Source organism: Streptomyces sp. NBC_00820, from assembly GCF_036347055.1.
Lineage (GTDB): Bacteria > Actinomycetota > Actinomycetes > Streptomycetales > Streptomycetaceae > Streptomyces.
The window spans coordinates 4,829,151-4,853,915 of record NZ_CP108882.1 but is presented as its reverse complement, the minus strand read 5'-3'; the positions used below and the strand labels follow the sequence as shown (position 1 = coordinate 4,853,915).

General features: G+C 69.2%; 29 protein-coding genes. 3 read left to right on the top strand and 26 right to left on the bottom strand.

What is annotated here, in order from left to right:
* The first annotated feature begins 20 nt into the window (after positions 1–20).
* Both coaA and OIB37_RS22045 read left to right on the top strand, forming a co-directional pair.
* On the top strand, positions 21–1,010 hold the full coding sequence (coaA, locus tag OIB37_RS22050; protein WP_330459320.1) for a type I pantothenate kinase: 990 nt from the start codon (positions 21–23) through the stop codon (positions 1,008–1,010).
* Between the two features lie 16 nt (positions 1,011–1,026).
* Complete coding sequence (locus OIB37_RS22045) at positions 1,027–1,965, top strand: DUF389 domain-containing protein (RefSeq protein ID WP_330459319.1); 939 nt, start codon at positions 1,027–1,029, stop codon at positions 1,963–1,965.
* 39 nt (positions 1,966–2,004) lie between these two features.
* Here the strand turns inward: OIB37_RS22045 and glmM are convergent, their stop codons facing one another.
* From glmM to rplM, 3 genes are all read right to left on the bottom strand, one after another.
* Positions 2,005–3,363, bottom strand: coding sequence for a phosphoglucosamine mutase (gene glmM / locus OIB37_RS22040; RefSeq protein WP_330459318.1), 1,359 nt, complete (start codon positions 3,361–3,363; stop codon positions 2,005–2,007).
* Between the two features lie 179 nt (positions 3,364–3,542).
* Complete coding sequence (gene rpsI / locus OIB37_RS22035; RefSeq protein ID WP_330459317.1) at positions 3,543–4,067, bottom strand: 30S ribosomal protein S9; 525 nt, start codon at positions 4,065–4,067, stop codon at positions 3,543–3,545.
* 42 nt (positions 4,068–4,109) lie between these two features.
* Complete coding sequence (gene rplM / locus OIB37_RS22030) at positions 4,110–4,553, bottom strand: 50S ribosomal protein L13 (RefSeq protein WP_330459316.1); 444 nt, start codon at positions 4,551–4,553, stop codon at positions 4,110–4,112.
* A gap of 288 nt (positions 4,554–4,841) precedes the next feature.
* On the opposite strand from rplM, the gene OIB37_RS22025 reads away from it, so the two are divergent.
* Positions 4,842–5,717: a hypothetical protein gene (locus OIB37_RS22025; RefSeq protein WP_330459315.1), complete on the top strand. Its 876-nt coding sequence runs from the start codon at positions 4,842–4,844 to the stop codon at positions 5,715–5,717.
* 3 nt (positions 5,718–5,720) lie between these two features.
* On the opposite strand, the gene OIB37_RS22020 is transcribed toward OIB37_RS22025, so the two are convergent.
* From OIB37_RS22020 to OIB37_RS21910, 23 genes are all read right to left on the bottom strand, one after another.
* Complete coding sequence (locus tag OIB37_RS22020) at positions 5,721–6,470, bottom strand: polyprenol monophosphomannose synthase (RefSeq protein ID WP_330459314.1); 750 nt, start codon at positions 6,468–6,470, stop codon at positions 5,721–5,723.
* 2 nt (positions 6,471–6,472) lie between these two features.
* Positions 6,473–7,774 (bottom strand): UDP-glucose dehydrogenase family protein, encoded by a 1,302-nt coding sequence (locus OIB37_RS22015; protein WP_330459313.1) that lies wholly within the window; start codon positions 7,772–7,774, stop codon positions 6,473–6,475.
* A gap of 39 nt (positions 7,775–7,813) precedes the next feature.
* Positions 7,814–9,340, bottom strand: a complete 1,527-nt coding sequence (locus tag OIB37_RS22010; protein ID WP_330459312.1) for a glycosyltransferase family 39 protein — start codon at positions 9,338–9,340, stop codon at positions 7,814–7,816.
* A complete protein-coding gene (locus OIB37_RS22005; RefSeq protein WP_330459311.1) occupies positions 9,337–10,923 on the bottom strand; it encodes a hypothetical protein in 1,587 nt (528 codons plus the stop codon). The genes OIB37_RS22010 and OIB37_RS22005 overlap by 4 nt, the downstream gene beginning before the upstream one ends.
* Entirely contained in the window at positions 10,920–11,915 is a 996-nt protein-coding gene (locus OIB37_RS22000; protein WP_330459310.1) for a glycoside hydrolase family 26 protein, read from the bottom strand. The genes OIB37_RS22005 and OIB37_RS22000 overlap by 4 nt, the downstream gene beginning before the upstream one ends.
* Positions 11,912–13,444: a glycosyltransferase family 2 protein gene (locus OIB37_RS21995; RefSeq protein WP_330459309.1), complete on the bottom strand. Its 1,533-nt coding sequence runs from the start codon at positions 13,442–13,444 to the stop codon at positions 11,912–11,914. Before OIB37_RS21995 ends, OIB37_RS22000 begins: the two co-directional genes overlap by 4 nt.
* 272 nt (positions 13,445–13,716) lie before the next feature.
* The gene (gene truA / locus OIB37_RS21990) at positions 13,717–14,583 is read right to left on the bottom strand and encodes a tRNA pseudouridine(38-40) synthase TruA (protein ID WP_330459308.1); all 867 of its coding nucleotides are present in this window, start codon (positions 14,581–14,583) and stop codon (positions 13,717–13,719) included.
* A 106-nt stretch (positions 14,584–14,689) separates the two neighbouring features.
* Positions 14,690–15,172: a 50S ribosomal protein L17 gene (gene rplQ / locus OIB37_RS21985; RefSeq protein ID WP_330459307.1), complete on the bottom strand. Its 483-nt coding sequence runs from the start codon at positions 15,170–15,172 to the stop codon at positions 14,690–14,692.
* Positions 15,173–15,363: 191 nt separating this feature from the next.
* A complete protein-coding gene (locus tag OIB37_RS21980) occupies positions 15,364–16,386 on the bottom strand; it encodes a DNA-directed RNA polymerase subunit alpha (RefSeq protein WP_003966937.1) in 1,023 nt (340 codons plus the stop codon).
* A 177-nt stretch (positions 16,387–16,563) separates the two neighbouring features.
* Complete coding sequence (gene rpsK, locus OIB37_RS21975) at positions 16,564–16,968, bottom strand: 30S ribosomal protein S11 (protein WP_003956432.1); 405 nt, start codon at positions 16,966–16,968, stop codon at positions 16,564–16,566.
* A gap of 64 nt (positions 16,969–17,032) precedes the next feature.
* Positions 17,033–17,413 carry a 30S ribosomal protein S13 gene (gene rpsM, locus OIB37_RS21970; protein ID WP_330459306.1) on the bottom strand — a complete coding sequence of 127 codons (381 nt, stop codon included), beginning with the start codon at positions 17,411–17,413 and terminating at the stop codon, positions 17,033–17,035.
* A 186-nt stretch (positions 17,414–17,599) separates the two neighbouring features.
* Positions 17,600–17,713 (bottom strand): 50S ribosomal protein L36, encoded by a 114-nt coding sequence (rpmJ, locus tag OIB37_RS21965; protein ID WP_003998809.1) that lies wholly within the window; start codon positions 17,711–17,713, stop codon positions 17,600–17,602.
* 58 nt (positions 17,714–17,771) lie between these two features.
* Positions 17,772–17,993 carry a translation initiation factor IF-1 gene (infA, locus tag OIB37_RS21960; protein ID WP_004927214.1) on the bottom strand — a complete coding sequence of 74 codons (222 nt, stop codon included), beginning with the start codon at positions 17,991–17,993 and terminating at the stop codon, positions 17,772–17,774.
* Between the two features lie 285 nt (positions 17,994–18,278).
* Positions 18,279–19,115, bottom strand: a complete 837-nt coding sequence (gene map / locus OIB37_RS21955; protein WP_330459305.1) for a type I methionyl aminopeptidase — start codon at positions 19,113–19,115, stop codon at positions 18,279–18,281.
* Positions 19,116–19,242: 127 nt separating this feature from the next.
* Complete coding sequence (locus OIB37_RS21950) at positions 19,243–19,908, bottom strand: adenylate kinase (RefSeq protein ID WP_330459304.1); 666 nt, start codon at positions 19,906–19,908, stop codon at positions 19,243–19,245.
* Positions 19,908–21,221: a preprotein translocase subunit SecY gene (gene secY, locus OIB37_RS21945; protein ID WP_330459303.1), complete on the bottom strand. Its 1,314-nt coding sequence runs from the start codon at positions 21,219–21,221 to the stop codon at positions 19,908–19,910. The genes OIB37_RS21950 and secY overlap by 1 nt, the downstream gene beginning before the upstream one ends.
* A gap of 508 nt (positions 21,222–21,729) precedes the next feature.
* The gene (gene rplO, locus OIB37_RS21940; protein WP_330459302.1) at positions 21,730–22,185 is read right to left on the bottom strand and encodes a 50S ribosomal protein L15; all 456 of its coding nucleotides are present in this window, start codon (positions 22,183–22,185) and stop codon (positions 21,730–21,732) included.
* A gap of 2 nt (positions 22,186–22,187) precedes the next feature.
* Positions 22,188–22,367, bottom strand: a complete 180-nt coding sequence (gene rpmD / locus OIB37_RS21935) for a 50S ribosomal protein L30 (protein ID WP_330459301.1) — start codon at positions 22,365–22,367, stop codon at positions 22,188–22,190.
* Positions 22,367–22,972: a 30S ribosomal protein S5 gene (rpsE, locus tag OIB37_RS21930; protein ID WP_330459300.1), complete on the bottom strand. Its 606-nt coding sequence runs from the start codon at positions 22,970–22,972 to the stop codon at positions 22,367–22,369. The genes rpmD and rpsE overlap by 1 nt, the downstream gene beginning before the upstream one ends.
* Positions 22,973–23,013: 41 nt before the next feature.
* Positions 23,014–23,397: a 50S ribosomal protein L18 gene (gene rplR / locus OIB37_RS21925; RefSeq protein ID WP_330459299.1), complete on the bottom strand. Its 384-nt coding sequence runs from the start codon at positions 23,395–23,397 to the stop codon at positions 23,014–23,016.
* Between the two features lie 3 nt (positions 23,398–23,400).
* The gene (gene rplF, locus OIB37_RS21920) at positions 23,401–23,940 is read right to left on the bottom strand and encodes a 50S ribosomal protein L6 (protein WP_330459298.1); all 540 of its coding nucleotides are present in this window, start codon (positions 23,938–23,940) and stop codon (positions 23,401–23,403) included.
* A gap of 24 nt (positions 23,941–23,964) precedes the next feature.
* Entirely contained in the window at positions 23,965–24,363 is a 399-nt protein-coding gene (gene rpsH, locus OIB37_RS21915; RefSeq protein ID WP_026248232.1) for a 30S ribosomal protein S8, read from the bottom strand.
* 211 nt (positions 24,364–24,574) lie between these two features.
* Entirely contained in the window at positions 24,575–24,760 is a 186-nt protein-coding gene (locus OIB37_RS21910) for a type Z 30S ribosomal protein S14 (RefSeq protein ID WP_003948630.1), read from the bottom strand.
* Positions 24,761–24,765 lie beyond the last annotated feature (5 nt).

Genomic DNA, 24,765 nt, shown 5'->3' with positions numbered 1-24,765 from the left:
AACTCCGTTAACAATGGACTGTGATCTCACCGGTCTCCTCGATACCCCGGAGCGCCCACCGGCCCAGGCCGGAGGCGACTCCCTACGTCGACCTCACCCGTGCCGAGTGGAGCGCGCTGCGCGACAAGACGCCGCTGCCGCTGACCGCCGAGGAGGTGGAGAAGCTGCGCGGCCTGGGCGATGTCATCGACCTCGACGAGGTGCGGGACATCTACCTCCCGCTCTCCCGCCTGCTCAACCTCTACGTCGGCGCCACCGACGGGCTGCGCGGCGCGCTCAACACCTTCCTCGGTGAAAAGGGCTCCCAGTCCGGCACGCCCTTCGTCATAGGGGTGGCGGGCTCGGTCGCCGTCGGCAAGTCCACCGTCGCCCGTCTCCTCCAGGCGCTGCTGTCCCGCTGGCCCGAGCATCCGCGCGTCGAGCTGGTGACGACGGACGGCTTCCTGCTGCCCACCAGGGAACTGGAGGCCCGCGGCCTGATGTCGCGCAAGGGCTTCCCGGAGTCGTACGACCGCCGGGCCCTGACCCGCTTCGTCGCCGACATCAAGGCCGGCAAGGACGAGGTGACGGCCCCCGTCTACTCCCACCTGATCTACGACATCGTCCCCGGCGAGAAGCTCACCGTGCGCCGCCCGGACATCCTGATCGTCGAGGGCCTGAACGTCCTCCAGCCCGCGCTGCCCGGCAAGGACGGCCGCACCCGGGTCGGTCTCGCCGACTTCTTCGACTTCAGCGTGTACGTCGACGCGAGCACCGAGGACATCGAGAACTGGTACCTCAGCCGCTTCCGGAAGCTGCGCCGGACCGCCTTCCAGAAACAGGACTCGTACTTCCGCAAGTACACCCAGGTCTCCGAGGAGGAGGCCCTCGACTACGCCCGCACCCTGTGGCGCACGATCAACAAGCCCAACCTGGTCGAGAACATCGCCCCCACCCGGGGCCGCGCCACCCTCATCCTGCGCAAGGGCCAGGACCACAAGGTCCAGCGGCTGAGGCTGCGCAAGCTGTGAGCACTACGCTGCCGGGATGCTGCATCTGCGTCTGATCACCCCGGCAGGCCTGACCGACGCCGTGGTCCGGCTCGTCGAGCGGACCACCGGCGCCACACACCTCGTGGTGCTTCCCGGCGCCGCGCACAGCCCGGCCGGCGACGTCGTCCTGTGCGACGTCGCCCGGGAGGCGGGCGACCAGCTGCTGAGCGAGCTGCGGGAGCTGGGGCTGGACGAGACCGGCTCGATCGCCGTCGAGAACATCGACCTGTCGCTGTCCCGGCACGCCGACAAGGCGGAGGAGGAGGCCCCGGGCGAGGGCGCGGACGCGGTGCTGTGGGAGCACCTCACCGACGTGACGCACGAGGAGTCGACGCTGTCGGTCACCTACCTCGTCTTCCTCACCATCGCCACGATGATCGCGGCCTGCGGCGTGGTGCTCGACAACGCGATCCTGATCGTGGGCGCGATGGCGGTGGGACCGGAGTTCGGGCCGCTGGCCGGCTTCTGCACAGGCCTCGTGCAGCGCACCCCGCGCCTCGCCCTGCGCTCGCTGACCGCGCTGCTGGTCGGTTTCGCGGTGGCCCTGGTGGTGACGGCCGGCTTCGCCTGGTTCATGGACGGCGTCGGCCTGTTCTCCAGGCTCCAGCTGGATGCAAAGCGGCCCAACACCAACTTCATCTACCAGCCGGACGCCTTCTCCTTCGTGGTCGCGGTGCTCGCGGGCGCCGCCGGCACCCTGTCGCTGACATCGGCGAAGTCGAGCGCGCTGGTAGGCGTGGCGATCTCGGTCACCACGGTCCCGGCGGCGGCGAACGCGGCCGTGGCCTTCACCTACACCGAGTACCGCCAGGCCTGGGGCTCGACGGAACAGCTCCTGCTGAACCTGCTGGGCATCGTCCTGGCGGGAACACTCACGCTGCTGGCCCAGAAGTACTTCTGGGCCAGGCAACGGCAGGGCCGCAGCTCAGACTGACGGAAGCGGCCCCCGGGGGGCGCGGGGCCTTGTCGGGGCCTAGCCCAGCGCCGACTTCACCGCGTCGGCCAGCAGACCGGCGACGGAGCGCGCCTGATCGATGTCGGCGGCCTCGACCATCACCCGCACCAGCGGCTCGGTCCCGGACGGCCGCAGCAGCACCCGCCCGGTGGCCCCCAGCTCCCGCTCGGCCTCGGCGACGGCCGCGGCCAGGTCGCCGGACGTCTTCACCCGCGACCTGTCCACGTCGGGCACGTTGATCAGCACCTGCGGCAGCCGCTCCATCACGGACGCCAGGTCCCGCAGCGAGCGCCCGCTCTCGGCGACGCGTGCCGCCAGCAGCAGCCCGGTCAGCGTGCCGTCGCCGGTGGTCGCGTGGTCGAGGATGATGACGTGCCCGGACTGCTCACCGCCGAGCGCGTACCCGTGCCGCTTCATCTCCTCCAGCACGTAGCGGTCGCCGACGGCGGTCTGCACGAGGTGGATGCCGGCCTTCTCCATGGCCAGCTTGAAGCCGAGGTTGGACATCACGGTGGCGACCACCGTGTCGGCCCGCAGCTCGGAGCGCTCCCGCATGGCCAGGGCGAGCACGGCGAGGATCTGGTCGCCGTCCACCTCCGCGCCGGTGTGGTCCACGGCCAGGCAGCGGTCGGCGTCGCCGTCGTGCGCGATGCCGAGGTCCGCGCCGTGTTCGAGGACGGCGGCCTTCAGCAGGCCGAGGTGGGTGGAGCCGCAGCCGTCGTTGATGTTGAGGCCGTCCGGCTCGGCGCCGATCGTGACGATCTCCGCGCCGGCCCGCGAGAACGCCTCCGGCGAGACCCCCGAGGCCGCGCCGTGCGCCTCGTCCAGGACGATCTTCAGCCCGTCGAGCCGGTTCGGCAGCACCGACAGCAGGTGGCCGACGTAGGTCTCGAAGCCCTCGTCGTACGAGCGCACGCGCCCGACCCCGGCACCGGTGGGCCGCTCCCAGGGCTCGCCGTGGCGGTGGGACTCGTACACGGCCTCGATCTTGTCCTCCAGCTCGTCGGCGAGCTTGTGGCCGCCGCGGGCGAAGAACTTGATGCCGTTGTCCGGCATGGCGTTGTGGCTGGCGGAGAGCATCACGCCGAGGTCCGCGCCGAGCGCGCCGGTCAGGTGTGCCACGGCCGGCGTCGGCAGCACGCCGACGCACAGGACGTCCACGCCCGCGCTGGCGAGGCCGGCGACGACGGCCGCCTCCAGGAACTCCCCGGACGCGCGCGGGTCCCGTCCGACGACCGCCTTCGGCCTGTGACCCTCGAACGTGCCCGCTTCGGCCAGTACGTGGGCCGCCGCGACGGACAGGCCGAGCGCCATCTCGGCCGTCAGGTCCGCGTTGGCGACGCCACGCACGCCGTCGGTGCCGAAGTGTCGTCCCACTTGTCCTCCTGAGGAAGCGTCTTTGCTGCCGGTAATGCTGCCAGACGCCACGACATTCGATCACACAAGCCTTTGAGCGTCTTGTGTCGTTATACGCCCCTGGCCGGGATAAACGAACGCCCCGGCGGCACATGTGGCGTGCCGCCGGGGCGTTCGGAGTACGAGCAAGCAGCTCTTGGTTAGCGCTTGCTGTACTGCGGAGCCTTGCGGGCCTTCTTCAGACCGGCCTTCTTGCGCTCGACCGCACGGTCGTCGCGCTTGAGGAAGCCGGCCTTCTTCAGGGCGCCGCGGTTGTTGTCGACGTCGGCCTCGTTCAGCGCACGGGCGACACCGAGACGGAGCGCACCGGCCTGACCGGAGACACCGCCACCCGCGATGCGGGCGATGACGTCGTAACGACCCTCGAGCTCGAGCACCTTGAAGGGCTCGTTGACTTCCTGCTGGTGCACCTTGTTCGGGAAGTAGTCCTCGAGGGTGCGACCGTTGATCTTCCACTTGCCGGTGCCCGGAACGATCCGGACGCGGGCAATGGCGTTCTTGCGACGGCCCAGGCCGGCGGCCGGCTGGGGCTCACCGAAGTGCGAGGCGAGGGACTCGGAGGTGTACTCACCCTCCACGACGACCTCGGACTCGGTGGTGTAGCTGTCGATGTCGATGTTCTCGACGTTCTCGTCGAGCGGCTGCTCGGCAGTGGTCTCGGCCACGATGCTCCTCAGATTCTCTTCAGTCTTAGGGGGTGGCCGGAACTACTGCGCGACCTGGGTGATCTCGAACGGCACCGGCTGCTGGGCAGCGTGGGGGTGCTGGTCGCCCGAGTAGACCTTCAGCTTGGAGAGCATCTGACGGCCCAGGGTGTTCTTGGGGAGCATGCCCTTGATGGCCTTCTCGACGGCCTTCTCGGGGTTCTTGTCCATCAGCTCGTCGTAGCGGACGGAACGCAGACCACCCGGGTAACCGGAGTGACGGTACGCCATCTTCTGGGTCCGCTTGTTGCCGGACAGGTGCACCTTGTCGGCGTTGACGATGATGACGAAGTCACCGGTGTCGACGTGAGGAGCGTAGATCGGCTTGTGCTTGCCCCGGAGGAGGGACGCGGCGGTGGTGGCGAGACGACCCAGGACGACGTCCTGAGCGTCAATGACGTGCCACTGGCGCGTCACATCGCCGGGCTTGGGGCTGTACGTACGCACGGTTCGTAGCCTTCGCTTCGAGTGAATGGTCCTGAACAGGTCACCGAAACGATCACGACAGCCTGATCCACTGCGGTGACGCATACCGCGTACGTGGGGTTGCTGGTCATCGGCCCGGTGGACCGGTGTAAGGGCCCGTCCCGTGAGAATGAGCAAGCCAATACACAACGAAGAAGCAGGTTACCTGCCCGCCCCCGTACGGGTCAAAACGAGGCATGCCGACGGACAAACGTGGCATGCCGCCTGACGCGGTCCGCCGCCCCCGGGCGCCCGTCTAAGATGCGCCCCATGACTTACGGGCAGGGGGGACCCCAGTCGCAATGGGATCCCTGGAAACCGAATTCCCAGCAGCCCTGGGGCGGCGCCGACGGCGACGACCAGAGCCCCGACTGGGCAGCGCTGGCGGAAGCCTCGGAGACGCGGAACAAGCGGCGCAAGCTGCTGTTCGTCGTCGGTGGCGCGGTCGCCACCGTCGCGATCGGCAGTGCCGTCGCGATGGCCGTGGTGTCGGCCGACGGCGACCCCACGCCCGGCCTCAGTGACCTCCCCGCCACCGCCACCATCCCGGGCGGCACGGCCACGGCACCGTCCTTCGCCTCCACCAGCGCGCCTCCCCCGCTGGACCCGAAGGACTTCATATCCAGCGCCAAGAAGGACACCGCTCCGCTGAGCCCCGAGACGCTGTTCCCGGGCACTCAGCTGACCATGGGCGACACGGTGTACAAGAAGGGCGCCACCGCGGACGCGGCGAACTGCTCGACCGGCGCCGGAGGCACCCTGGCCAAGGTGCTCACCGGCAACGGCTGCACCCGCCTGATGCGGGTGAGCTACGTCAAGGACGGCGTGGCCGTCACGGTCGGCGTCGCCGTCTTCGACACCGAGGCGCAGGCCACCAAGGCCAAGGGCCAGGCCGACAAGAAGAGCATCGTCCAGGCGCTGCCCGGCAAGGGCGTCAAGTCCTTCTGCGACTCCGCGATCTGCCGCTCGACCACGAACACCTACGGCCGCTACGCCTACTTCACGATCGCCGGCTTCACCGGCGGCAAGGACGTCACCACCAAGGACACGGCGGTCTTCAAGGCCGGCGACGACCTGGCGGAGTTCGCGTTCCGCCAGATCAGGCGCCGCGGGGAGGCCCAGGCCTCGGCCGCGGCGAACCGGTAGCGGCTACCGCTTCCGCAGCCGAAGCCGCAGCCGGATCGGCAGCACCGCGGACTCCAGCTGGGTGCGCAGCGTCATCTTGGACACACCCTCGGTGCGCTCGGCGAACCGGATGGGGATCTCCACGGCGGTGTGGCCGGTCCGTACGGCCTTGTACTTCAGCTCCACCTGGAAGCTGTAGCCGGCGCTGTCGAGGGAGGCGAGGTCCACGTCCCGCAGCGTCGCCGCCGACCACAGGTTGAAACCGGCCGTGATGTCGTTGATCGCGGTGCCGAGGATGACCCGCGCGTACCGGTTGGCGAAGCGGGACAGCAGGACGCGGTGGGCGCCCCAGTCCTCGTCCAGCGAGCCGCCCTCGACGTACCGGCTGCCGACGACCAGCCCCGCGCCGGAGGCCACCGCCGCCTCCAGCATCCGCGGTACGGCGTCCACGGGGTGGCTGCCGTCGGCGTCCATCTGGACGACGTACGCGGCACCCTCCTCCAGCGCGGCGGTCATGCCGGCGGTGTAGGCCCGGCCCAGTCCGTCCTTCGCCGTACGGTGCAGGACGCTCATCCGCCGCCTGCCGTCGGCGTTGTACTTCTCGGCCAGCTCCTCGGCGATCCGCCCGGTGCCGTCCGGGCTGGAATCGTCGACGATCTTCAGGTGCAGCGCGTCCAGCGGCAGCGCGAGCACCGCCTCGGCCATGCGCGCCACGTTGGCCGCCTCGTTGTACGTCGGCATCACCACGGTGACGGGAATGTCCGCGTGAGTCATGCTCATCCCTCCTCTCGGGGCGCCGGCCGGCCCGGCGCCCGCAACTGCCAGCCCGCCGCGGTCCAGCGGTCCGCGTCGAGCACCCCCCGGCCGTCCACGATCCGTGGACGGTCCACCCATGCCGCTGCCTGTTCCGGGTCTATCTCCCGGAACTGCGGCCACTCCGTCAGATGCAGGACCAGCCCGGCCCCGCGCAGCGCCTCCTCCACGCAGACCGCGTACCCGAGCCGCGGGAACGCCTTGCGGGCGTTGTCCATCGCCGCCGGGTCGTAGACCGTGACGTCGGCGCCGGCCAGCCGCAGCCTGTCGGCCACGTCGAGCGCGGGCGAGTCGCGGATGTCGTCGGAGTCGGGCTTGAAGGCCGCGCCGAGCACGGTGACACGGGTGCCCGCCAGGGACCCCCCGCACAGCTCGCGGGCCAGCTCGACCACCCGGTCGCGGCGTCGCATGTTGATCGCGTCGACCTCGCGGAGGAACTCCAGCGAGACACCGAGTTCCCCGGCGCGGTGCGCGAAGGCGCGGATGTCCTTGGGCAGACAGCCACCGCCGAAGCCGACTCCGGAGCGCAGGAACTTCGGTCCGATCCGGTCGTCGTGGCCGAGTGCCTCGGCGAGCGTGCCCACGTCGCCGCCGGCCGCCTCGCAGACCTCGGCCATCGCGTTGATGAAGGAGATCTTGGTGGCCAGGAAGGCGTTCGCGGCCGTCTTGACCAGCTCGGCGGTCGCGAAACCGGCGGTGACGAGCGGGGTGCCGGCCGCGAGGACGGGGGCGTACACCGCCCGCAGGACCGTCTCCGCGCGCTCCGACTCCACCCCGAACACCAGCCGGTCCGGCCGCAGCGTGTCCGCCACGGCGAAGCCCTCCCGCAGGAACTCCGGGTTCCAGGCGACCTCGGCCTCATGCGACCGCGCCAGCCGCCCGGCCGTGCCGACCGGCACGGTCGACTTGCCCACGAGCAGCGCGCCCGGCCGGGTGTGCGCGGCGATCGCGGCGAAGGCCGCGTCGACGTACGTGAGGTCGGCGCCCGCGCAGTCGGCGCGCTGGGGGGTGCCGACGCACACGAAGTGCACGTCGCCGAAGGCCCCGGCCTCCGCGTAGTCGGTGGTGAAGCGCAGCCGGCCGCTCGCCGTGTGCCGCTCGATCAGCTCCGCGAGCCCCGGCTCGTGGAACGGCACCCGTCCGGCGCGCAGCGCGGCGACCTTGTCCGCGTCGACGTCGACGCCGAGCACCTCGTGGCCGAGTTCCGCCATGCAGGCGGCGTGGGTGGCACCGAGATAGCCGGTGCCGATGACAGTGAGCCGCATCTCACGGCCTCCTTAACCAGTGTTTCCGGGACGGGCGCGTCAGTCGCGCGCGAGCACCTGGACCGTGACGCGGTGCAGCTTCACCGTCCGCACGGCCTTGAAGTCCGTGCCGAGCAGGGCGGCCGTACGGGCGTTCATGCCGGCGAGCGGCGGCCGGCCGTCGCTGATGGTGGAGACCAGCCAGAGCCGGTCGACCTCCTTCAGACAGCGGGCCGGGCGGCCGCACTCGGTGGCGCCGTAGGAGCCGTTCTGCTGGGGGGTCCACTCCATGAGCACGTCCTTGGGCGCCCGGCGGTCCCGCAGCTCGTAGGCCATGGCCCGGCGCTCGGAGAGCCCGCCGTTGAAGACGATCCCGTCGCCGCTCCGCTGTCCCGCCGCGACGACGTGCGCGGCGGCCCGGTAGTCCGGTTCCTGCGGCAGGTCCTTCTTGGCGTCGCCGATCGCGGGCCAGGCCGCGAAGGCGTAGGCCGCCGCGACCGCCGTCACCAGCAGTGCGCCGAGGGCCCGCGCTCCGCCGCCGCGCCGGGCGGCCGGTTCCAGCCGGCCGGCGAGCCGGGTGACCGCGGCGGCCGCCAGGAGCGTCCAGGCCGGGATCGTGAAGAGCAGGTAGCGCGGCAGGAACAGGTGCAGCTGGTCGGCTGTGGCGAGGGTGAGCAGCGGCGGCAGCACCGCCCACGGGCCGAGCAGGGCCGCGTGGCGTCCGGCCACGGCCAGGCCCAGCACGCCGAGGCACAGCACCGCCCCGCCGGTCACCCACGAGCCGAACAGCTCCTGCGGGTAGCCGGTCAGGTCCGAGGCCGTGGTGTTGTTCCAGGCGATCTGCCCGCTCTGACCGCTGCCCTGGGCCAGCACGGGGAAGACGGCCGACAGCCCCAGCAGGGCGGCCGCGGCGAAAGCGTAGTGCGCGATGCGGTCACCGCGCCGCCTGGCCTGGACCACCAGGCCGAGGTGCCCGGCGAGCACCGTCAGCGCGACCAGATGGCCGTAGCCGGTGGCGGCGACGGCCAGGGCGTACCAGGTCCAGCCCTTCAGGCTGGGCCGGTCCAGCACCCGCAGCAGCAGCAACGTCGCGAGCAGCGCGAACAGCGTCGCGAAGGCGTACGGCCGGGCTTCCTGGCCGTACCGGGTGATCGCGGGGACCACCGCGAACAGCAGGCCTGCCAGCAGCCCGGTGCGCGGCGCGAAGATCCGCCGCCCGAGCAGTGCGACCAGTCCGGCCGACCCGGCCATGGCCAGTGCCCCGGGCAGCCGCAGCGCGGCCGGGGAGTCGCCGGCGACCGCGATCCACAGGTGCATGGCCGCGTAGTAGGGCGTGAAGACGACGTCGATGTGGTCGATCAGCAGCCCCAGGTCGTGCCAGGACAGCGTGGCCGCCCACCAGGTGGCCTGCTCGTCGCGCCACGGCTGGCGGCGGCCGAGTCCGGGCAGCACACAGGCCAGGGCGGTCAGCGTGGGCAGGACGAAGGCCAGTACGGCACCGCCCCCGCCGGACGCGGCACGGCGCCGGGCAGCCCGGCCGTCGGGCGCCGTGTCCTCGGCGGCCGGTGCGTGTGTCCGCGTACTCATCGCTTCACCCAGATCCGGTAGGTCGGCCGGCCCGCGGGGCGCAGGACGGCCAGCAGCCGGTAGTGCCGCGACCCGTGCAGCTGCGGGGGAACAGTGGCGGAACGCAGGACGATCACGTCGTACGTCCCCTCGCGCACGGCGGCGGCCAGGGCCGTGCCGTGCGGCGCGCGGTGCCACTGGGCGGGCTCGGTCTGCGCGCGCAGGTAGTAGGCGGAGATCTCGGGCTCGTCGGTGAGGTAGCTGCCCTCGCCGTCGGCCAGCGGCCGCAGGACGCGGACCATCGCCGCGGAGTCCGGTGGCCGGTACAGCTCGCGGGTCTGCGCCATGCCGATGACGAGCGCGGCGACGTAGATCATGATCCCGATCTGGGGGTACCTGAAGTGGGCGCCCATCATCCGGGAGATGCCCAGGCCCGCCATCGGCACCGCGAAGAGCAGCCCGAACCCGAGGTGCAGGTGCAGCGAGCTGCCGTTGCCGAGCCAGGCCTGGTAGAGCGGGGCGAGCAGGGCGGTGGCGCACAGGGTCAGGCCCAGCGCGGTGCGGCGGACGGTGCCCGGCGCGTCGCCGACGGCCCAGGGCATCTCTCCCATGCGGGCCCGCCGGGCGTAGCCGACGGCACCGACCACGGCGACGAGCAGGACGATCCCGCCCCACTCGGCGCTCTCCCGGAGCAGGTGCGCCGCGCTGTCGGTGCCGCGCGCGTTCCAGCCGTGCGGGCTGCCGTGCAGGGCCTGTCCGACGGCGCACAGGACGCCGGTGGCCACCGCGAACAGCGCGCCCCGGACGAACGCCCCGGCACCGCGGAAGCGGTAGGCGGTGAGCACCGCGAGCACGGTCAGCGTCGGCAGGTACAGCGCCGCCGCGTACGCCGCGAACGGCGCGAGCGCCGCGAAGGGCGCCGCGAGCAGCACGGCCGCGGGTCCCGCCTGCCGGGTCCGGGCCAGCAGCCACAGGGACGCGGCCAGCAGGAAGAGCGACAAGGAGTGCAGGCAGGCGTAGCGGCCGGTGAACGCGGTCGACTCCAGCGCGGAGTACAGGGCGGCGGCCGCGAGGCCGGCCCGCGCGTTGAACAGCAGCCGGGTCGTGCCGTACAGCAGCGCCGTCGCGCCCAGCGCCCAGACCAGGGCGAGGGCGCGGGCGCCGGCCGGTCCGGCACCGGCGAGCAGGCCGGAGACCGGCCCGTCGGACATCAGCAGCTTCGCCTCCTGCGGGAAGACGCTGCCGCCCAGCCGGAAGGACAGCCCGGCCTGCACCAGCAGGATCAACGCCAGTACGCCGCGGCTGATCCACACCGAGCGGGCGGTGTCGACCGACCAGGCCGACACCGGGACCTCGGGCAGCACATAGCCCGGCCCGGGCTCCGGCTCGGGGGCCAGGACGGTGTAGTGCGGCACGTAGTAGTCGGCGTCGGGGTCCCCGGCCGGCTCGACGTGCTGCACGCGCGGGGCGTACGTCTGCCGCGCGCCTGCCGGGTCGTGCCCCGCGAAGCCGTCGGGGCCGCCGAAGGCGTCGGAGCCGTCGTGGCCGTGGGTGGTCGGGTGGGGCGCGCCCGGGACCTGCCCGAAGCGAGAGGGGTCGTTCATGACCGCGGTACCTCGAATCCGAAGGCGTCGTCCGCGATCAGGCGCTTGAACTCGGCCAGGGCGAGCGGGCTGGACTGGATACGCCAGTCGGCCCGCTTGGGGATGTTGAACCACAGGAAGCCGATGACGTTCTCGTCCTGCTCGACGCCCTGGAGCAGCCCGCGCACATCCGCGCGCCGCCGCTCCCCGGGTTCCGCGGCGGTCTCGCTGATCAGCACCGGCTTGTGGGTGAAGGCGGCCACCTGACGCCGGGTGGGCCCGTAGAGGGTGTCGAAGGTGTGGGCGCCCGTCGAGGACCAGTAGCCGACCACGCCGACCCAGTCGACGTAGGCGTCGCCGGGCCAGTACGGCCGCAGCTTCACCGCCGGCACCGGGTTGACGACGTTGGGGCTCCAGACCCAGATGACGTTGGTGGCGCCGACCTCCTGGAACACCTCGTGGACGTGCCGCCAGGCCTGTACGAAGGTCGCGGCGGGGGTCTTCTCGGTGCCCCACGGGTACCAGTTGCCGTTCATCTCGTGCCCGAGGCTGATCGCGACCGGCACGTCGGTCTTGCGGACGCTCTCCGCGAACCGCTTGATGTAGGCGTCCTGCGAGCCGTCCGCGATCTCGCCGAGCGCGGGCTTGAAGGGCTCCCACGACACGTAGAGGATCCCGCCCGCGCCGAAGACGTTCTTCGCGCCCTCGGCGTTGAAGCCGTCGCCCCAGGAGGAGTAGGAGCCGACCATGTCCGGCCGCTTCCCCACGGCTCGCGCGAAGTCGTCCACCGGCTTCATGGAGCTGGGCGCGCCGTCCACGGCGACGCCGAAGTACTTCCTGGCCGGGTGCAGGAGCGGCGTCACGTCGTACGGCGGCCGCTCGGCGGGGGACGCCTCGGCGGCGGGCCGCCGCGCGGCCTTGGCGGCCGGGTCGTCGTCGAACAGTCCGCAGCCGGCGGCGCCGGCCAGGGTCAGCAGTGCCACGAGGAGCGGCAGCAGAGCCTTGCGCGTCACGCGGCACCCCCGGCGGGGTGGTGTTCCTTCGGCTGGATCAGGGCGCGGGCGACGACCAGCGCGTAGAACAGCCCGGAGGACAGGACGAGGGCGAAGTCCGGCGGGTAGCCGGTGAAGAGCCGGTAGACGGCCGCGCCCACCCAGACGAGCGCGGTGCCGCCGCCCCAGACCCACAGGCCCAGCCAGAACCGGCGGGTCTTGTTCTTCTTGGCGCCCTTGGACCCGGTCGGCTGCCAGCCCATGCGCTGCTTGCGCAGGATGTCCCAGATGGCGAAGACGTGCGCCCAGCCGTACATCATCCGTGCCGACCAGGCCTCCAGCCGGTACGGCGCCTTGTGCCACATCGGGAAGACGAGGGTGGTGTAGACGATGCTCGGCAGCACCCACACCAGGTGCTTGACCTGGAGCATCTCGGGGCTGGTCAGCAGGAGCATGATCGGCACGAGGGGCGCGACGACGGTGAACAGCGCGGTGTGGATGTAGTAGAAGAACCCGGACAGGTAGCAGAGCCGGCTGGAGAAACGTATCTTCGCGTCCCAGAACTTCTTGCTGGCGAGCAGCGACATCGAGCCCGAACACCAGCGGTACTGCTGGTTGAAGAACGCGCCCGCGGTGTCCGGGCAGACCCCGGTGGACAGCGCCACCGGTACGTACTTCAGGTCCCAGCCGAGCCCGCGCAGGTCGAACCCGGTGTGCACGTCCTCGGAATGCTCGATGAGCGTCGTACCGCCGTTGGTCTCCAGGGCCGCCCGCCGGTAGACGGCGCAGGACCCCACGCAGATGGCGCCGTCACTGTTCTGCCGCGAGACCTGGACCGACCGGTAGAACAGCTCCTGCACCGCACCGGCGCCCCGCTCGATCCAGTTCTGCGAGTCCAGGACCCGGAAGTACTGCGGCGACTGCACGATCCCGATGCGCTCGTCCGTCTCCATGTACGGCAGCAGCTCCTCCAACAGGTCGGAGCGGGGCGTGAAGTCGGCGTCGAGGATCAGGACGTACTTGCCGTCCGACTGCCCGAACCCGAAGTGCAGGTTGCCGGCCTTCTTGAACCAGCCGCGGTTCTCCCGGACGCCGTAGCGGAACCCGAAGTCCCGGGCCATCGCCTCCAGTTCCGGGCTCGCGCCGTCGTCCAGTACGAACGGCACGCAGGTGCCCGGATAACGGTCCGCCAGCCGCCGTACATGGGTCCAGGTGTTGTGCAGCACCTCGATGGGCTCACCGCACACCGGCAGGAACACGTCCACGCTCGGGTACACCGCGGGCCGCCACTCGCGCACCAGCCTCTGGTGGTACGCGAAGTCGAAGTCGCGCGTGAACCCGTTCACCCGCAGCGACACCAGGTAATAGACCACCGTGAACACCAGCGGCGGCGCGAACATCCAGGTCAGCGGGCTCGCCTTGGCGAGCGCGACCTGGCTGACCGTCAGGCAGCCGAAGCTCACCAGCGACGCGAGCGTGAGCACCCACAACCGGCGCCTGACGTACGAGTACTTCTCCGCATGCGAGGGCGGCGCGGGCAACAGCCCCATCGGCGCCTGCTCGGCACCTCGCCGTCCACCCCGCCGGGACGCCCGCCGCCCCCCGGCGTCGGCGCCCTCGAACATGCGGGCAGAGTCAACTGACGACATTCCCACCCCCCGGGCCGATGGCCCGTAATACCCCCACCCACACGGCCCTGTGTGGAACATGTGGCCGAATGGTGAAAGGTTATCCGAGGGATAAGCGTGCCGTAAGTAGCACCTGGACACCTACGGACGGTAAGTCCGCATTTGAACGCAATATTCAGGCAAAGAGGGGCTGACTAGCAGGTTTCGCACCCGGCAGCGCCGGGCAACGACCGCTTGTTCCGCGCCTCCTTGCTGCGCGCCGCCAGCAACTCGTCGGCGGGATAGCCCACCTCTTCCAGCGTCAGCCCGTGCGGTCGCACGACGTGCACCGCGGAGTCCCGGACACCTGCGGCCAGCACCTTGCCCGGCCACTCCGGGCCCCGGTGACCGTCCCCCACGAACAGCAGCGCGCCGATCAGCGACCGCACCATGTTGTGGCAGAACGCGTCCGCGCGCACGGTGGCCGTGATGACGCCGTCCTCGCCGCGCACCAGGCTCAGCTCCTGGAGCGTGCGGATCGTGGTCGCCCCCTCACGCCGCTTGCAGTACGCGGCGAAGTCGTGCTCGCCCAGCAGCGCCCGCGCGGCCTCGTTCATCGCGTCCACGTCCAGCGGCCAGTCGTGCCAGAGGACGTGGTTGCGCAGCAGGGGGTCGACGCCCCCGGGGTTGTCGGTGACGCGATAGGCGTAGCGCCGCCAGATCGCCGAGAAGCGCGCGTTGAATCCGGGCGGCGCCTCGGTCAGGCTCCACACCCGCACATCCTTGGACAGCCGCCCGGCAAGCCGCTTCAGCAGCTTCTCCCGGTGCTCGGCCCACAGCTCGACGGGCAGGTCGACATGGGCGACCTGACCGCGCGCGTGCACGCCGGCGTCCGTCCGCCCGGCCACGGTCAGCTCGTACGTCGTCCCGCCCGAGCGCGTCACCGTGCGCAGGGCGTCCTCGATCTCGCCCTGCACGGTCCGCTTGCCGCCGGCCTGCTTGGCCCACCCGTGGAAGGCGGTCCCGTCGTAGGACAGGTCGAGACGGACACGGACGTAACCGGGCTGTGCTTCGTCACTCACAGACAGATCCTCTCAGGGCGGCGCCCTCTGAAAAAACGCGAAAGCGGGCCCACCCCGAAGGGCGGACCCGCTTCACTCAGGCAGAGCCTAAGGCGTCATTGACGCTTTACTCAGCCGCTTCCTCGGCGGGAGCCTCGGTGGCCTCGGTCTGCTCGACCTTCGCCTCCTCGGACTCCTTGACCGCGCGCTTGGTGGCGGCCTCGGCCTCACCGGTGGCCTGCTGCGCGACCGTCAGCGCCTCGACCAGCTCGATGACAGCCATGGGCGCGTTGTCGCCACGGCGGTTACCGATCTTGGTGATGCGGGTGTAACCACCGGGGCGGTTCTCGTAACGCGGGCCGATCTCGGTGAAGAGCGTGTGGACGATGCCCTTGTCCGTGATCACCTGGAGCACCTGGCGGCGGTTGTGAAGGTCACCCTTCTTCGCCTTGGTGACCAGACGCTCGGCGTACGGGCGCAGGCGGCGAGCCTTCGCCTCGGTGGTGGTGATGCGGCCGTGCTCGAACAGCGACTTCGCGAGGTTCGCGAGGAGCAGCTTCTCGTGCGCGGCGCTGCCGCCCATACGGGCACCCTTGGCGGGCTTCGGCATGGTTCTTCTCCTGTGTGTCTGCCCCGGCCGTATCAGGTACCGAAGTCAGTATCCGAGCGGGCGGTTGCCCGTCGGAGATCCGGGCGCCTTTTTCAAGGCACCCGGAGGTCCCGCGCCCCAAGGGGCGCGGGGAACTGCGCGACCAGCCACAGCGGGCCCGCAGTCGCAGAACCGGCCTCCTCGCGGAGCGCTCAGTACTGCTCGGTCTCGACGAAACCGGCGTCCGCGTCGTCGTCGGCGCCGAAGGCGTCGGCGGCGGCGGTCGGGTCGAATCCGGGCGGGCTGTCCTTGAGGGCCAGGCCCATGCCGGCCAGCTTCGCCTTGACCTCGTCGATGGACTTCGCACCGAAGTTGCGGATGTCCAGCAGGTCGGCCTCGGAACGCGCGACGAGCTCACCCACGGAGTGGATGCCCTCACGCTTGAGGCAGTTGTAGGAGCGGACCGTGAGCTCCAGCTCCTCGATCGGCAGCGCGAGGTCGGCGGCCAGGGCGGCGTCCGTGGGGGACGGGCCCATGTCGATGCCCTCGGCGTCGATGTTCAGCTCGCGGGCGAGACCGAACAGCTCGACCAGGGTCTTGCCGGCGGACGCCATGGCGTCACGCGGGCGCATGGCCTGCTTCGTCTCGACGTCGACGATCAGCTTGTCGAAGTCGGTGCGCTGCTCGACACGCGTGGCCTCGACCTTGTACGTGACCTTCAGCACGGGGCTGTAGATGGAGTCGACCGGGATACGGCCGATCTCCTGGCCCACCTGCTTGTTCTGCACGGCGGAGACGTAGCCGCGACCGCGCTCGACGGTCAGCTCCATCTCCAGCTTGCCCTTGCCGTTGAGCGTGGCGAGGACCAGGTCGGGGTTGTGCACCTCGACACCGGCCGGGGGCGCGATGTCGGCGGCGGTGACCAGACCCGGGCCCTGCTTGCGCAGGTACATCACGACCGGCTCGTCGTGCTCCGAGGAGACGACCAGCTGCTTGATGTTGAGGATCAGGTCGGTCACGTCCTCCTTGACGCCCGGCACGGTGGTGAACTCGTGCAGGACACCGTCGATGCGGATGCTGGTGACAGCAGCGCCGGGGATCGACGACAGGAGGGTACGGCGGAGGGAGTTGCCGAGGGTGTAGCCGAAGCCCGGCTCCAGCGGCTCGATCACGAACCGGGAGCGGAACTCGTCGACGACCTCTTCGGTCAGCGAGGGACGCTGAGCGATCAGCATGTTGAGATCCTTCAGTCAGGGGCGCCCGCTATTTGACGCCCGACTCTGTACTGCAAGGGTACGGGCGGCACGGCCTTTGAGAGCCGTACCGCCCGGAACCACAGCCTGTGAAGCGGCGTGCGTCAGACGCGTCGGCGCGGATCATCCCCGCTTACGCGGGGAACGCGCCGTACAGGGTCAGACGCGGCGGCGCTTCGGCGGGCGGCAGCCGTTGTGCGGGGTCGGGGTGACGTCCTGGATGGAGCCGACCTCGAGGCCCGTGGCCTGCAGGGAGCGGATCGCGGTCTCACGACCGGAGCCCGGGCCCTTGACGAACACGTCGACCTTGCGCATGCCGTGCTCCTGGGCGCGGCGGGCAGCCGACTCGGCGGCCATCTGCGCGGCGAACGGCGTGGACTTCCGGGAACCCTTGAAGCCGACGTGGCCGGCGGAGGCCCAGGAGATCACGTTGCCGGACGGGTCCGTGATCGAGACGATCGTGTTGTTGAACGTGCTCTTGATGTGCGCGTGGCCGTGAGCGACGTTCTTCTTTTCCTTGCGGCGCACCTTCTTGGCAGCGCCCTGACGACCCTTGGGGGGCATCTATTACTCCTACGGGAGGTGGTCGGTCCTACAGCGAAGACCGCTGATAAGCGTCCGCTGAGGACTACTTCTTGCCCGGCTTCTTCTTACCGGCGATGGCGCGACGCGGGCCCTTGCGGGTGCGGGCGTTGGTGCTGGTGCGCTGACCGCGGACGGGCAGGCCACGACGGTGACGGAGACCCTGGTAGCAACCGATCTCGACCTTGCGGCGGATGTCGGCCTGGATCTCGCGACGGAGGTCACCCTCGGTCTTGATGTTGGCGTCCACGAACTCGCGGATCGCGACCAGCTGCTCTTCGGTCAGGTCACGAACACGGGTGTTCGGGTCGACGCCGGTCGCAGCCAGCGTCTCCTGCGAGAGGGTCCGGCCGATGCCGAACACGTAGGTGAGGGCGACCTCCACGCGCTTTTCGCGCGGGATGTCAACACCGGAAACGCGTGCCATTCAATGGCTCCTGGTGAATCTTCGGAGGTCTTCCGCAGAACCGGTTCCCGGCCGCCGTACTAGGTACGAACCGGGTCCCCGGCCTCCGAACCGGGGGTGTCGAGCTGGATGGCTCGGGCTCTGCGTATGAACATATTCAGCTTGCGTCGCGCGAATCTCTGCGGGTGCAGAGGGTTCGGTCGTGCGTCAGCCCTGGCGCTGCTTGTGGCGCGGGTTCTCGCAGATGACCATGACCCGACCGTGACGGCGGATCACCCTGCACTTGTCGCAGATCTTCTTGACGCTCGGCTTGACCTTCATTAGTGAGGTTCTCCGGGTCAGTGCCACCGCCCCGAGAAGACGGGGCAAGGGGCAAGATCTACTTGTACCGGTAGACGATCCGGCCACGCGTCAGGTCGTACGGAGACAGCTCCACCACGACCCGGTCGTCAGGGAGGATGCGGATGTAGTGCATACGCATCTTGCCGCTGATGTGTGCCAGAACCTGGTGGCCGTTCTGGAGCTCGACCCTGAACATGGCGTTCGGAAGAGACTCGACGACAGTGCCCTCGATCTCGATGGCACCTTGCTTCTTGGCCACGCTTCGCCCTTCGAATCGACTACCTTGATCGACTCTCACGCTTTCCCTTACGGGCGCATGCGGACATGCGGGTGCACGAGAGCCGACGAGTCAGTCTACGTCAGCGCACCCGGAAACACGAATCGAGAAAGTCTGCCCCATGCGGGTGATCCCTATGCAACAGGGTCGGAAACCCGCGCAAGGGTGTAGAACGCGGCGGTGCCGCGGTACTCCGCCGGCTCCGCCCGGCCGCCGAACGGGGCCGGGCGCGCGGTGGCGGGAAGGAAGTCCCTGGTCGGACCGCTGTCAGGCGAGCGGGTCCGGCGCGGCCGTCACGCCGTACTCGGCCAGCTTCGCCTTGCCGCCGTCGGGGGCGGTGAGGACCAGGGGGCCCTGTTCGGTGAGGGCGACCGAGTGCTCCCAGTGGGAGGACCAGGTGCCGTCGGTGGTGATGACGGTCCAGTCGTCTTCCAGGACCTCGGTGCGCGGTGTGCCGAGGGACACCATCGGCTCGATCGCGAGGCAGAAGCCGGGGACCAGCTTGGGGCCCTTGCCCCGCCGGCGCTCCACGTAGTTCAGCAGGTGCGGGTCCATGTGCATCTCGGTGCCGATGCCGTGGCCGCCGTAGTCCTCGATGATCCCGTACTTGCCGCCGCCCGGCTTCGGCTGGCGGCGGATGTACGTCTCGATCGCCCGGGAGATGTCCACCAGGCGGTTGCCCTGCTTCATCGCCGCGATGCCGGCCCACATCGACTCCTCGGTCACCCGGGAGAGCTCGACCAGCTCGGGGGCGTGACCGGAGCCGACGAAGGCCGTGTAGGCCGCGTCACCGTGCCAGCCGTCGACGACGGCGCCGCAGTCGATGGAGATGACGTCCCCGTCCTTGAGGACGACGTCCTGCGAGGGGATGCCGTGGACGACGACCTCGTTGACGGAGGTGCAGATCGTCGCGGGGAAGCCGCCGTAACCGAGGAAGTTCGACTTGGCGCCGTGCTCGGCGAGCACCTTGCGGGCGACCTCGTCCAGGTCCCTGGTGCTGGCCCCGGGCACCGCGGCCTCACGGGTGGCCGCGTGGATCGCGGCGACGACCAGCCCAGCCGCACGCATCTTGGCGATCTGCTCGGGGCTCTTGATCTGCACCATGGGGGGCCTGCGCTCTCCGTCACTCGTCACGTCGACTGGGTTACCTGCACAACACTACGGCCGCGGCGCCCTGGGAGTCCCCCGGACCAGGTCCGAGGGAGGGCACCGCGGCCGTAGTGACCGCGATCTACTTGGTCTGGGCGCTCTCGCCCTTGAGGGCTTCCATCGCCCGCTGGGTGATCTCGTCCACCGGGCCCAGGGCGGAGATCGTCACGACCAGTCCCTGCGTCTTGTAGTAGTCGATGATCGGCTCGGTCTGCGTGTGGTAGACCTCCAGCCGCGTACGGACCGTCTCCTCGGAGTCGTCGTCGCGCTGGTACAGCTCGCCGCCGCAGACGTCGCAGACGCCTTCCTGCTTCGGCGGGCTGTACGTCACGTGGAAGACGTGCGAGGAGTCGTTGCGGCAGATGCGCCGGCCGGCGATCCGCTTGACGACCTCGTCCTCCGGGACCTCCAGGTCCAGCACCGCGTCCAGCGTGATGCCCTCGTCCTCCAGCAGCGCGTCCAGGGCCTCGGCCTGAGAGACGTTGCGCGGGAAGCCGTCCAGCAGGAAGCCGTTCTCCGCGTCAGCCTGCTCCATGCGGTCCTTGGCCATGGCGATGGTGACCTCGTCGGGGACGAGGTTGCCGGCGTCCATGTAGGACTTCGCGAGCTTGCCCAGCTCGGTCTGCTGGCTGATGTTGGCGCGGAACAGGTCACCCGTGGAGATGTGCGGAATAGCCAGCTGCTCGGCAAGGCGGACGGCTTGCGTTCCCTTACCGGCACCGGGCGGTCCGACGAGGACGATACGCATCAGCGGAGGAACCCTTCGTAATTGCGCTGCTGGAGCTGGCTCTCGATCTGCTTCACCGTCTCAAGACCCACACCCACGATGATCAGGATGCTGGTGCCGCCGAACGGGAAGTTCTGGCTTGCCCCGAAGCCGACCAACGCCATTGTCGGCACGAGAGCGATCAGACCCAGGTACAGCGAACCCGGCCAGGTGATCCGGTTGAGTACGTAGCTGAGGTACTCAGCGGTCGGTCGGCCAGCCCGGATGCCCGGGATGAAGCCACCATACTTCTTCATGTTGTCGGCGACTTCCTCGGGGTTGAAGGAGATCGCCACGTAGAAGAACGCGAAGAACACGATGAGCAAGAAGTACGCGGTGATGTAGACCGGGTGGTCGCCCTTGGTGAGGTTCTGGGTGACCCAGGTCTTCCAGCCCGAGTTGCCCCCGGCGAACTGGGCCACCAGCGCCGGGATGTAGAGCAGCGACGAGGCGAAGATCACCGGGATGACGCCGGCCTGGTTCACCTTGAGCGGGATGTACGTGGACGTACCACCGTAGGAACGGCGCCCGATCATGCGCTTCGCGTACTGCACCGGGATACGGCGCTGGGCCTGCTCGACGAAGACGACGAGCGCCACCATCACCAGACCGACCAGGATGACGGTGCCGAACTCGATCCAGCCGCCGGCCAGCGTGCCCGTCTTCTTGATGGCCCACAGCGCGGACGGGAACGTCGCGGCGATCGAGATGAACATCAGGATCGACATACCGTTGCCGATGCCGCGGTCGGTGATCAGCTCACCGAGCCACATCACGACGCAGGTACCCGCAGTCATGCAGATGACCATGGTGATCGTGGTGAAGATCGCCTGGTCCGGGACGATGTTCGAAGCGACCGAGCACCCGCTGAAGAGGGCACCGCTGCGGGCGGTGGCCACCAGGCCGGTGCCCTGCAGGATGGCGAGTGCCACGGTCAGGTAACGCGTGTACTGCGTGATCTTCGTCGTACCGGACTGACCCTCCTTCTTGAGGGCCTCCAGTCGCGGGATGACCACGGTCAGCAGCTGAAGAATGATGCTGGCCGTGATGTACGGCATGATGCCGAGCGCGAAGATCGTGATCTGGAGCAGCGCGCCGCCACTGAACATGTTGACGAGACCGAAGAGGCCCTGATTACCGGACGCCTCGTTCACGCAGGTCTGGACGGCCTTGTAGTTGACGCCGGGGATCGGGACGTGGGTACCGACCCGGTAGACCACGATGATGCCCAGCGTGAAGAACAGCTTCTTGCGCAGGTCGGGCGTCCTGAACGCCCGGGCGAACGCGGTGAGCACGGTGCCTCCTGCGACCCCCGCGTGTGCGCGCGTGAGGTAGACGAAAAGAGTTGATGGCCTGAGGGACGAGATTACGGCATGCCAAGCCGACGCTGGGCGCCAGCGACCCAGCCTACCCACATCGGGGGGACTTCCGGGATAGCGTGCCTCACTCGTCATACGAACACATGGGCAGGAAAATCCCCGTACATCCCGTTGCGATCTTCACAGGGACCCTGACCGGACCTTGACCGGACCCTGACCGGGACCCTGACCGGCGTCCGGATCGGGGTCGCGCGGGACGGGTTCGGGCCCGCGCGCTCACGCGTCGCCGGCACCGGTCACCGCGGAGACCTGGAGCCCCGCCTGAACGCCCTCCAGGCACCCCGGGGCCCCTTTCACGTGGACCACGCAAGGAAGGGCGCCGCGGCACCCGGTGCGCCGGAGCGGGAAAAACAGAACGGCCGGGAATCTCCCCTGAGGGAGACTCCCGGCCGCTGATGTCACATCAGCCGCGTACGGCCGAGCTTCAGACGAGCTCGGTGACCGTACCGCCGGCGGCGGTGATCTTCTCCTTGGCGGAGTCGGAGACGGCGTCAACCGTCACCTGCAGCGCCACGGAGATCTCGCCCTGGCCCAGGACCTTGACGAGGCTGTTCTTGCGAACGGCACCCTTGGCAACCAGACCCTCGACCGTGACCTCGCCACCCTGCGGGTAGAGCTCGGCCAGCTTGTCGAGGTTCACGACCTGGTACTCGGTCTTGAACGGGTTCTTGAAGCCCTTGAGCTTCGGCAGACGCATGTGGAGGGGCATCTGGCCACCCTCGAAGCGCTGCGGAACCTGGTAACGGGCCTTGGTGCCCTTGGTACCACGTCCAGCCGTCTTACCCTTCGACGCCTCACCACGACCCACACGGGTCTTGGCGGTCTTGGCGCCCGGGGCGGGACGGAGGTTGTGGATCTTGAGCGGGTTGTTCTCCGCCATGATCAGACCTCCTCAACCGTCACGAGGTGGCGGACGGTGTGCACCATTCCGCGGAACTCGGGGCGGTCCTCCTTGACGACCACGGTGTTGATCCCCTTGAGACCAAGCGACCGCAGAGTGTCACGGTGGTTCTGCTTGCTACCGATGTACGACTTCACCTGCGTGATCTTGAGCTGCGCCATTACGCACCAGCCCCGGCACGCGCACGGAGAAGAGCCGCGGGGGCGACGTCCTCGAGCGGCAGGCCACGGCGGGCCGCGACCTCCTCGGGACGCTGCAGGCCCTTGAGGGCCGTCACGGTCGCGTGCACGATGTTGATCGCGTTGGACGAGCCGAGCGACTTCGACAGGATGTCGTGGATACCGGCGCACTCGAGCACGGCACGCACCGGACCACCGGCGATAACGCCGGTACCCGGGGACGCGGGCTTGAGCAGCACGACGCCGGCAGCCTTCTCACCCGTGATCGGGTGCGGGATGGTGCCCTGGATACGGGGGACCTTGAAGAAGTGCTTCTTGGCCTCTTCAACACCCTTGGCGATCGCGGCCGGCACCTCCTTGGCCTTGCCGTAACCGACACCGACGGTGCCGTCACCATCGCCCACCACGACCAGCGCGGTGAAGCTGAAGCGACGACCACCCTTCACAACCTTGGCGACGCGGTTGATCGCGACAACGCGCTCAACGTACGCGGTCTTCTCGGCGGCAGCAGCGCCGCCGTCACGGCCCTTCCGGTCCCGCCGCTCGCCGCCACCGGCACCGCCACCGCGGCGCTGGGGTCCAGCCATTGGAATTACCTCTCTCTTTTTCCGCTAGCTACGGAACCGACTCAGAACTTGAGTCCGGCTTCGCGGGCGGCGTCCGCCAGGGCAGCAATGCGCCCGGCGTACTGGTTGCCACCACGGTCGAATACGACAGCCTCGACACCGGCGGCCTTGGCGCGCTCGGCGACCAGGGCGCCGACCTGCTTGGCGTGCGTGGACTTGTCGCCCTCGCCACCACGGATCGACGTGTCCAGGGTGGACGCCGACGCAAGGGTGTGACCCTTGATGTCGTCGATCACCTGGGCGACGATGTGGCGGTTCGAGCGGGTAACGACCAGACGGGGACGCTCCGCCGTACCGGAAATGTGCTTCCGGATCCGGATGTGACGGCGCTTGATCGCGGCGCGCTTGTAGGCGTCGCCCTTGAGGATCTTCTGTCCGTATGCCATGGCTTACTTACCCGCCTTTCCGACCTTGCGGCGGATGACTTCGCCCTCGTACTTGACGCCCTTGGCCTTGTACGGGTCAGGCTTGCGCAGCTTGCGGATGTTGGCCGCAACCTCGCCGACCTTCTGCTTGTCGATGCCCTCGACCTGGAAGCGGGTCGGGGTCTCCACCTTGAAGGTGATTCCCTCGGGCGCCTCGACGATGATCGGGTGGCTGTAGCCGAGCGCGAACTCGAGGTTCGAGCCCTTGGCCGTAACGCGGTAACCGACACCGCTGATCTCGAGCTTCTTCACGTAACCCTGGGTCACGCCGGTGATCATGTTCGCCACCAGCGTGCGGGACAGGCCGTGCAGGGCCTTGTTCTGACGCTCGTCGTTCGGGCGGGTGACGTTCAGAACGCCGTCCTCACCCTTGACGATGTCGATCGGCGCAACGACGGTGTGGGTCAGCGTGCCCTTGGGGCCCTTGACCGCGACCGTACGGCCGTCGATGGTGACGTCCACGCCGGCGGGAACCGTGATGGGGAGCTTGCCAATACGCGACATAGCTGTTTCCTCCGTTCCCTTCCGTTACCAGACGTAGGCGAGAACTTCTCCGCCTACGCCCTTCTTGCCGGCCTGCTTGTCAGTGAGGAGCCCGTGGGACGTGGAGATGATCGCCACGCCGAGGCCACCCAGCACCTTGGGCAGGTTGGTGGACTTCGCGTAAACCCGGAGACCGGGCTTGGAGATCCGCTTGATGCCCGCGATGGAGCGCTCACGGTTCGGGCCGAACTTCAGCTCGAGAACGAGGTTCTTGCCGACCTCGGCGTCCTCGGTCTTCCAGCCCGTGATGAAGCCCTCCTGCTGGAGGATCTCCGCGATGTGAGACTTGATCTTCGACGCCGGCATCGTCACGGAGTCGTGGTATGCCGAGTTCGCGTTACGCAGACGCGTAAGCATGTCTGCGATCGGATCAGTCATGGTCATGAATTGGCCTTCGGCCTCTCTCGCCGGGGTTTCCTGGTGCGCCATCCCTCTCCTCGATCCGAGACGAGGCGGGTGCGGTGCGGTGGACCTACGGCGTAGTAAGTCGTACGGGCACGACAGGTGCCCAACTCCACCAGCCTACGGCATGGGGAGAAGGGCCCTGTCGACCCAGATGCTTACCGAGAGCTTCCGGAATCCCTGATGAGGGGGATTACCAGGAGCTCTTGGTCACGCCCGGCAGCTCGCCACGGTGAGCCATCTCACGAAGGCACACGCGGCAGAGGCCGAACTTGCGGTACACGGAGTGCGGGCGGCCGCAGCGCTGGCAGCGGGTGTAGCCACGCACACCGAACTTGGGCTTACGAGCAGCCTTGGCAATCAGAGCCTTCTTCGCCATCTCGC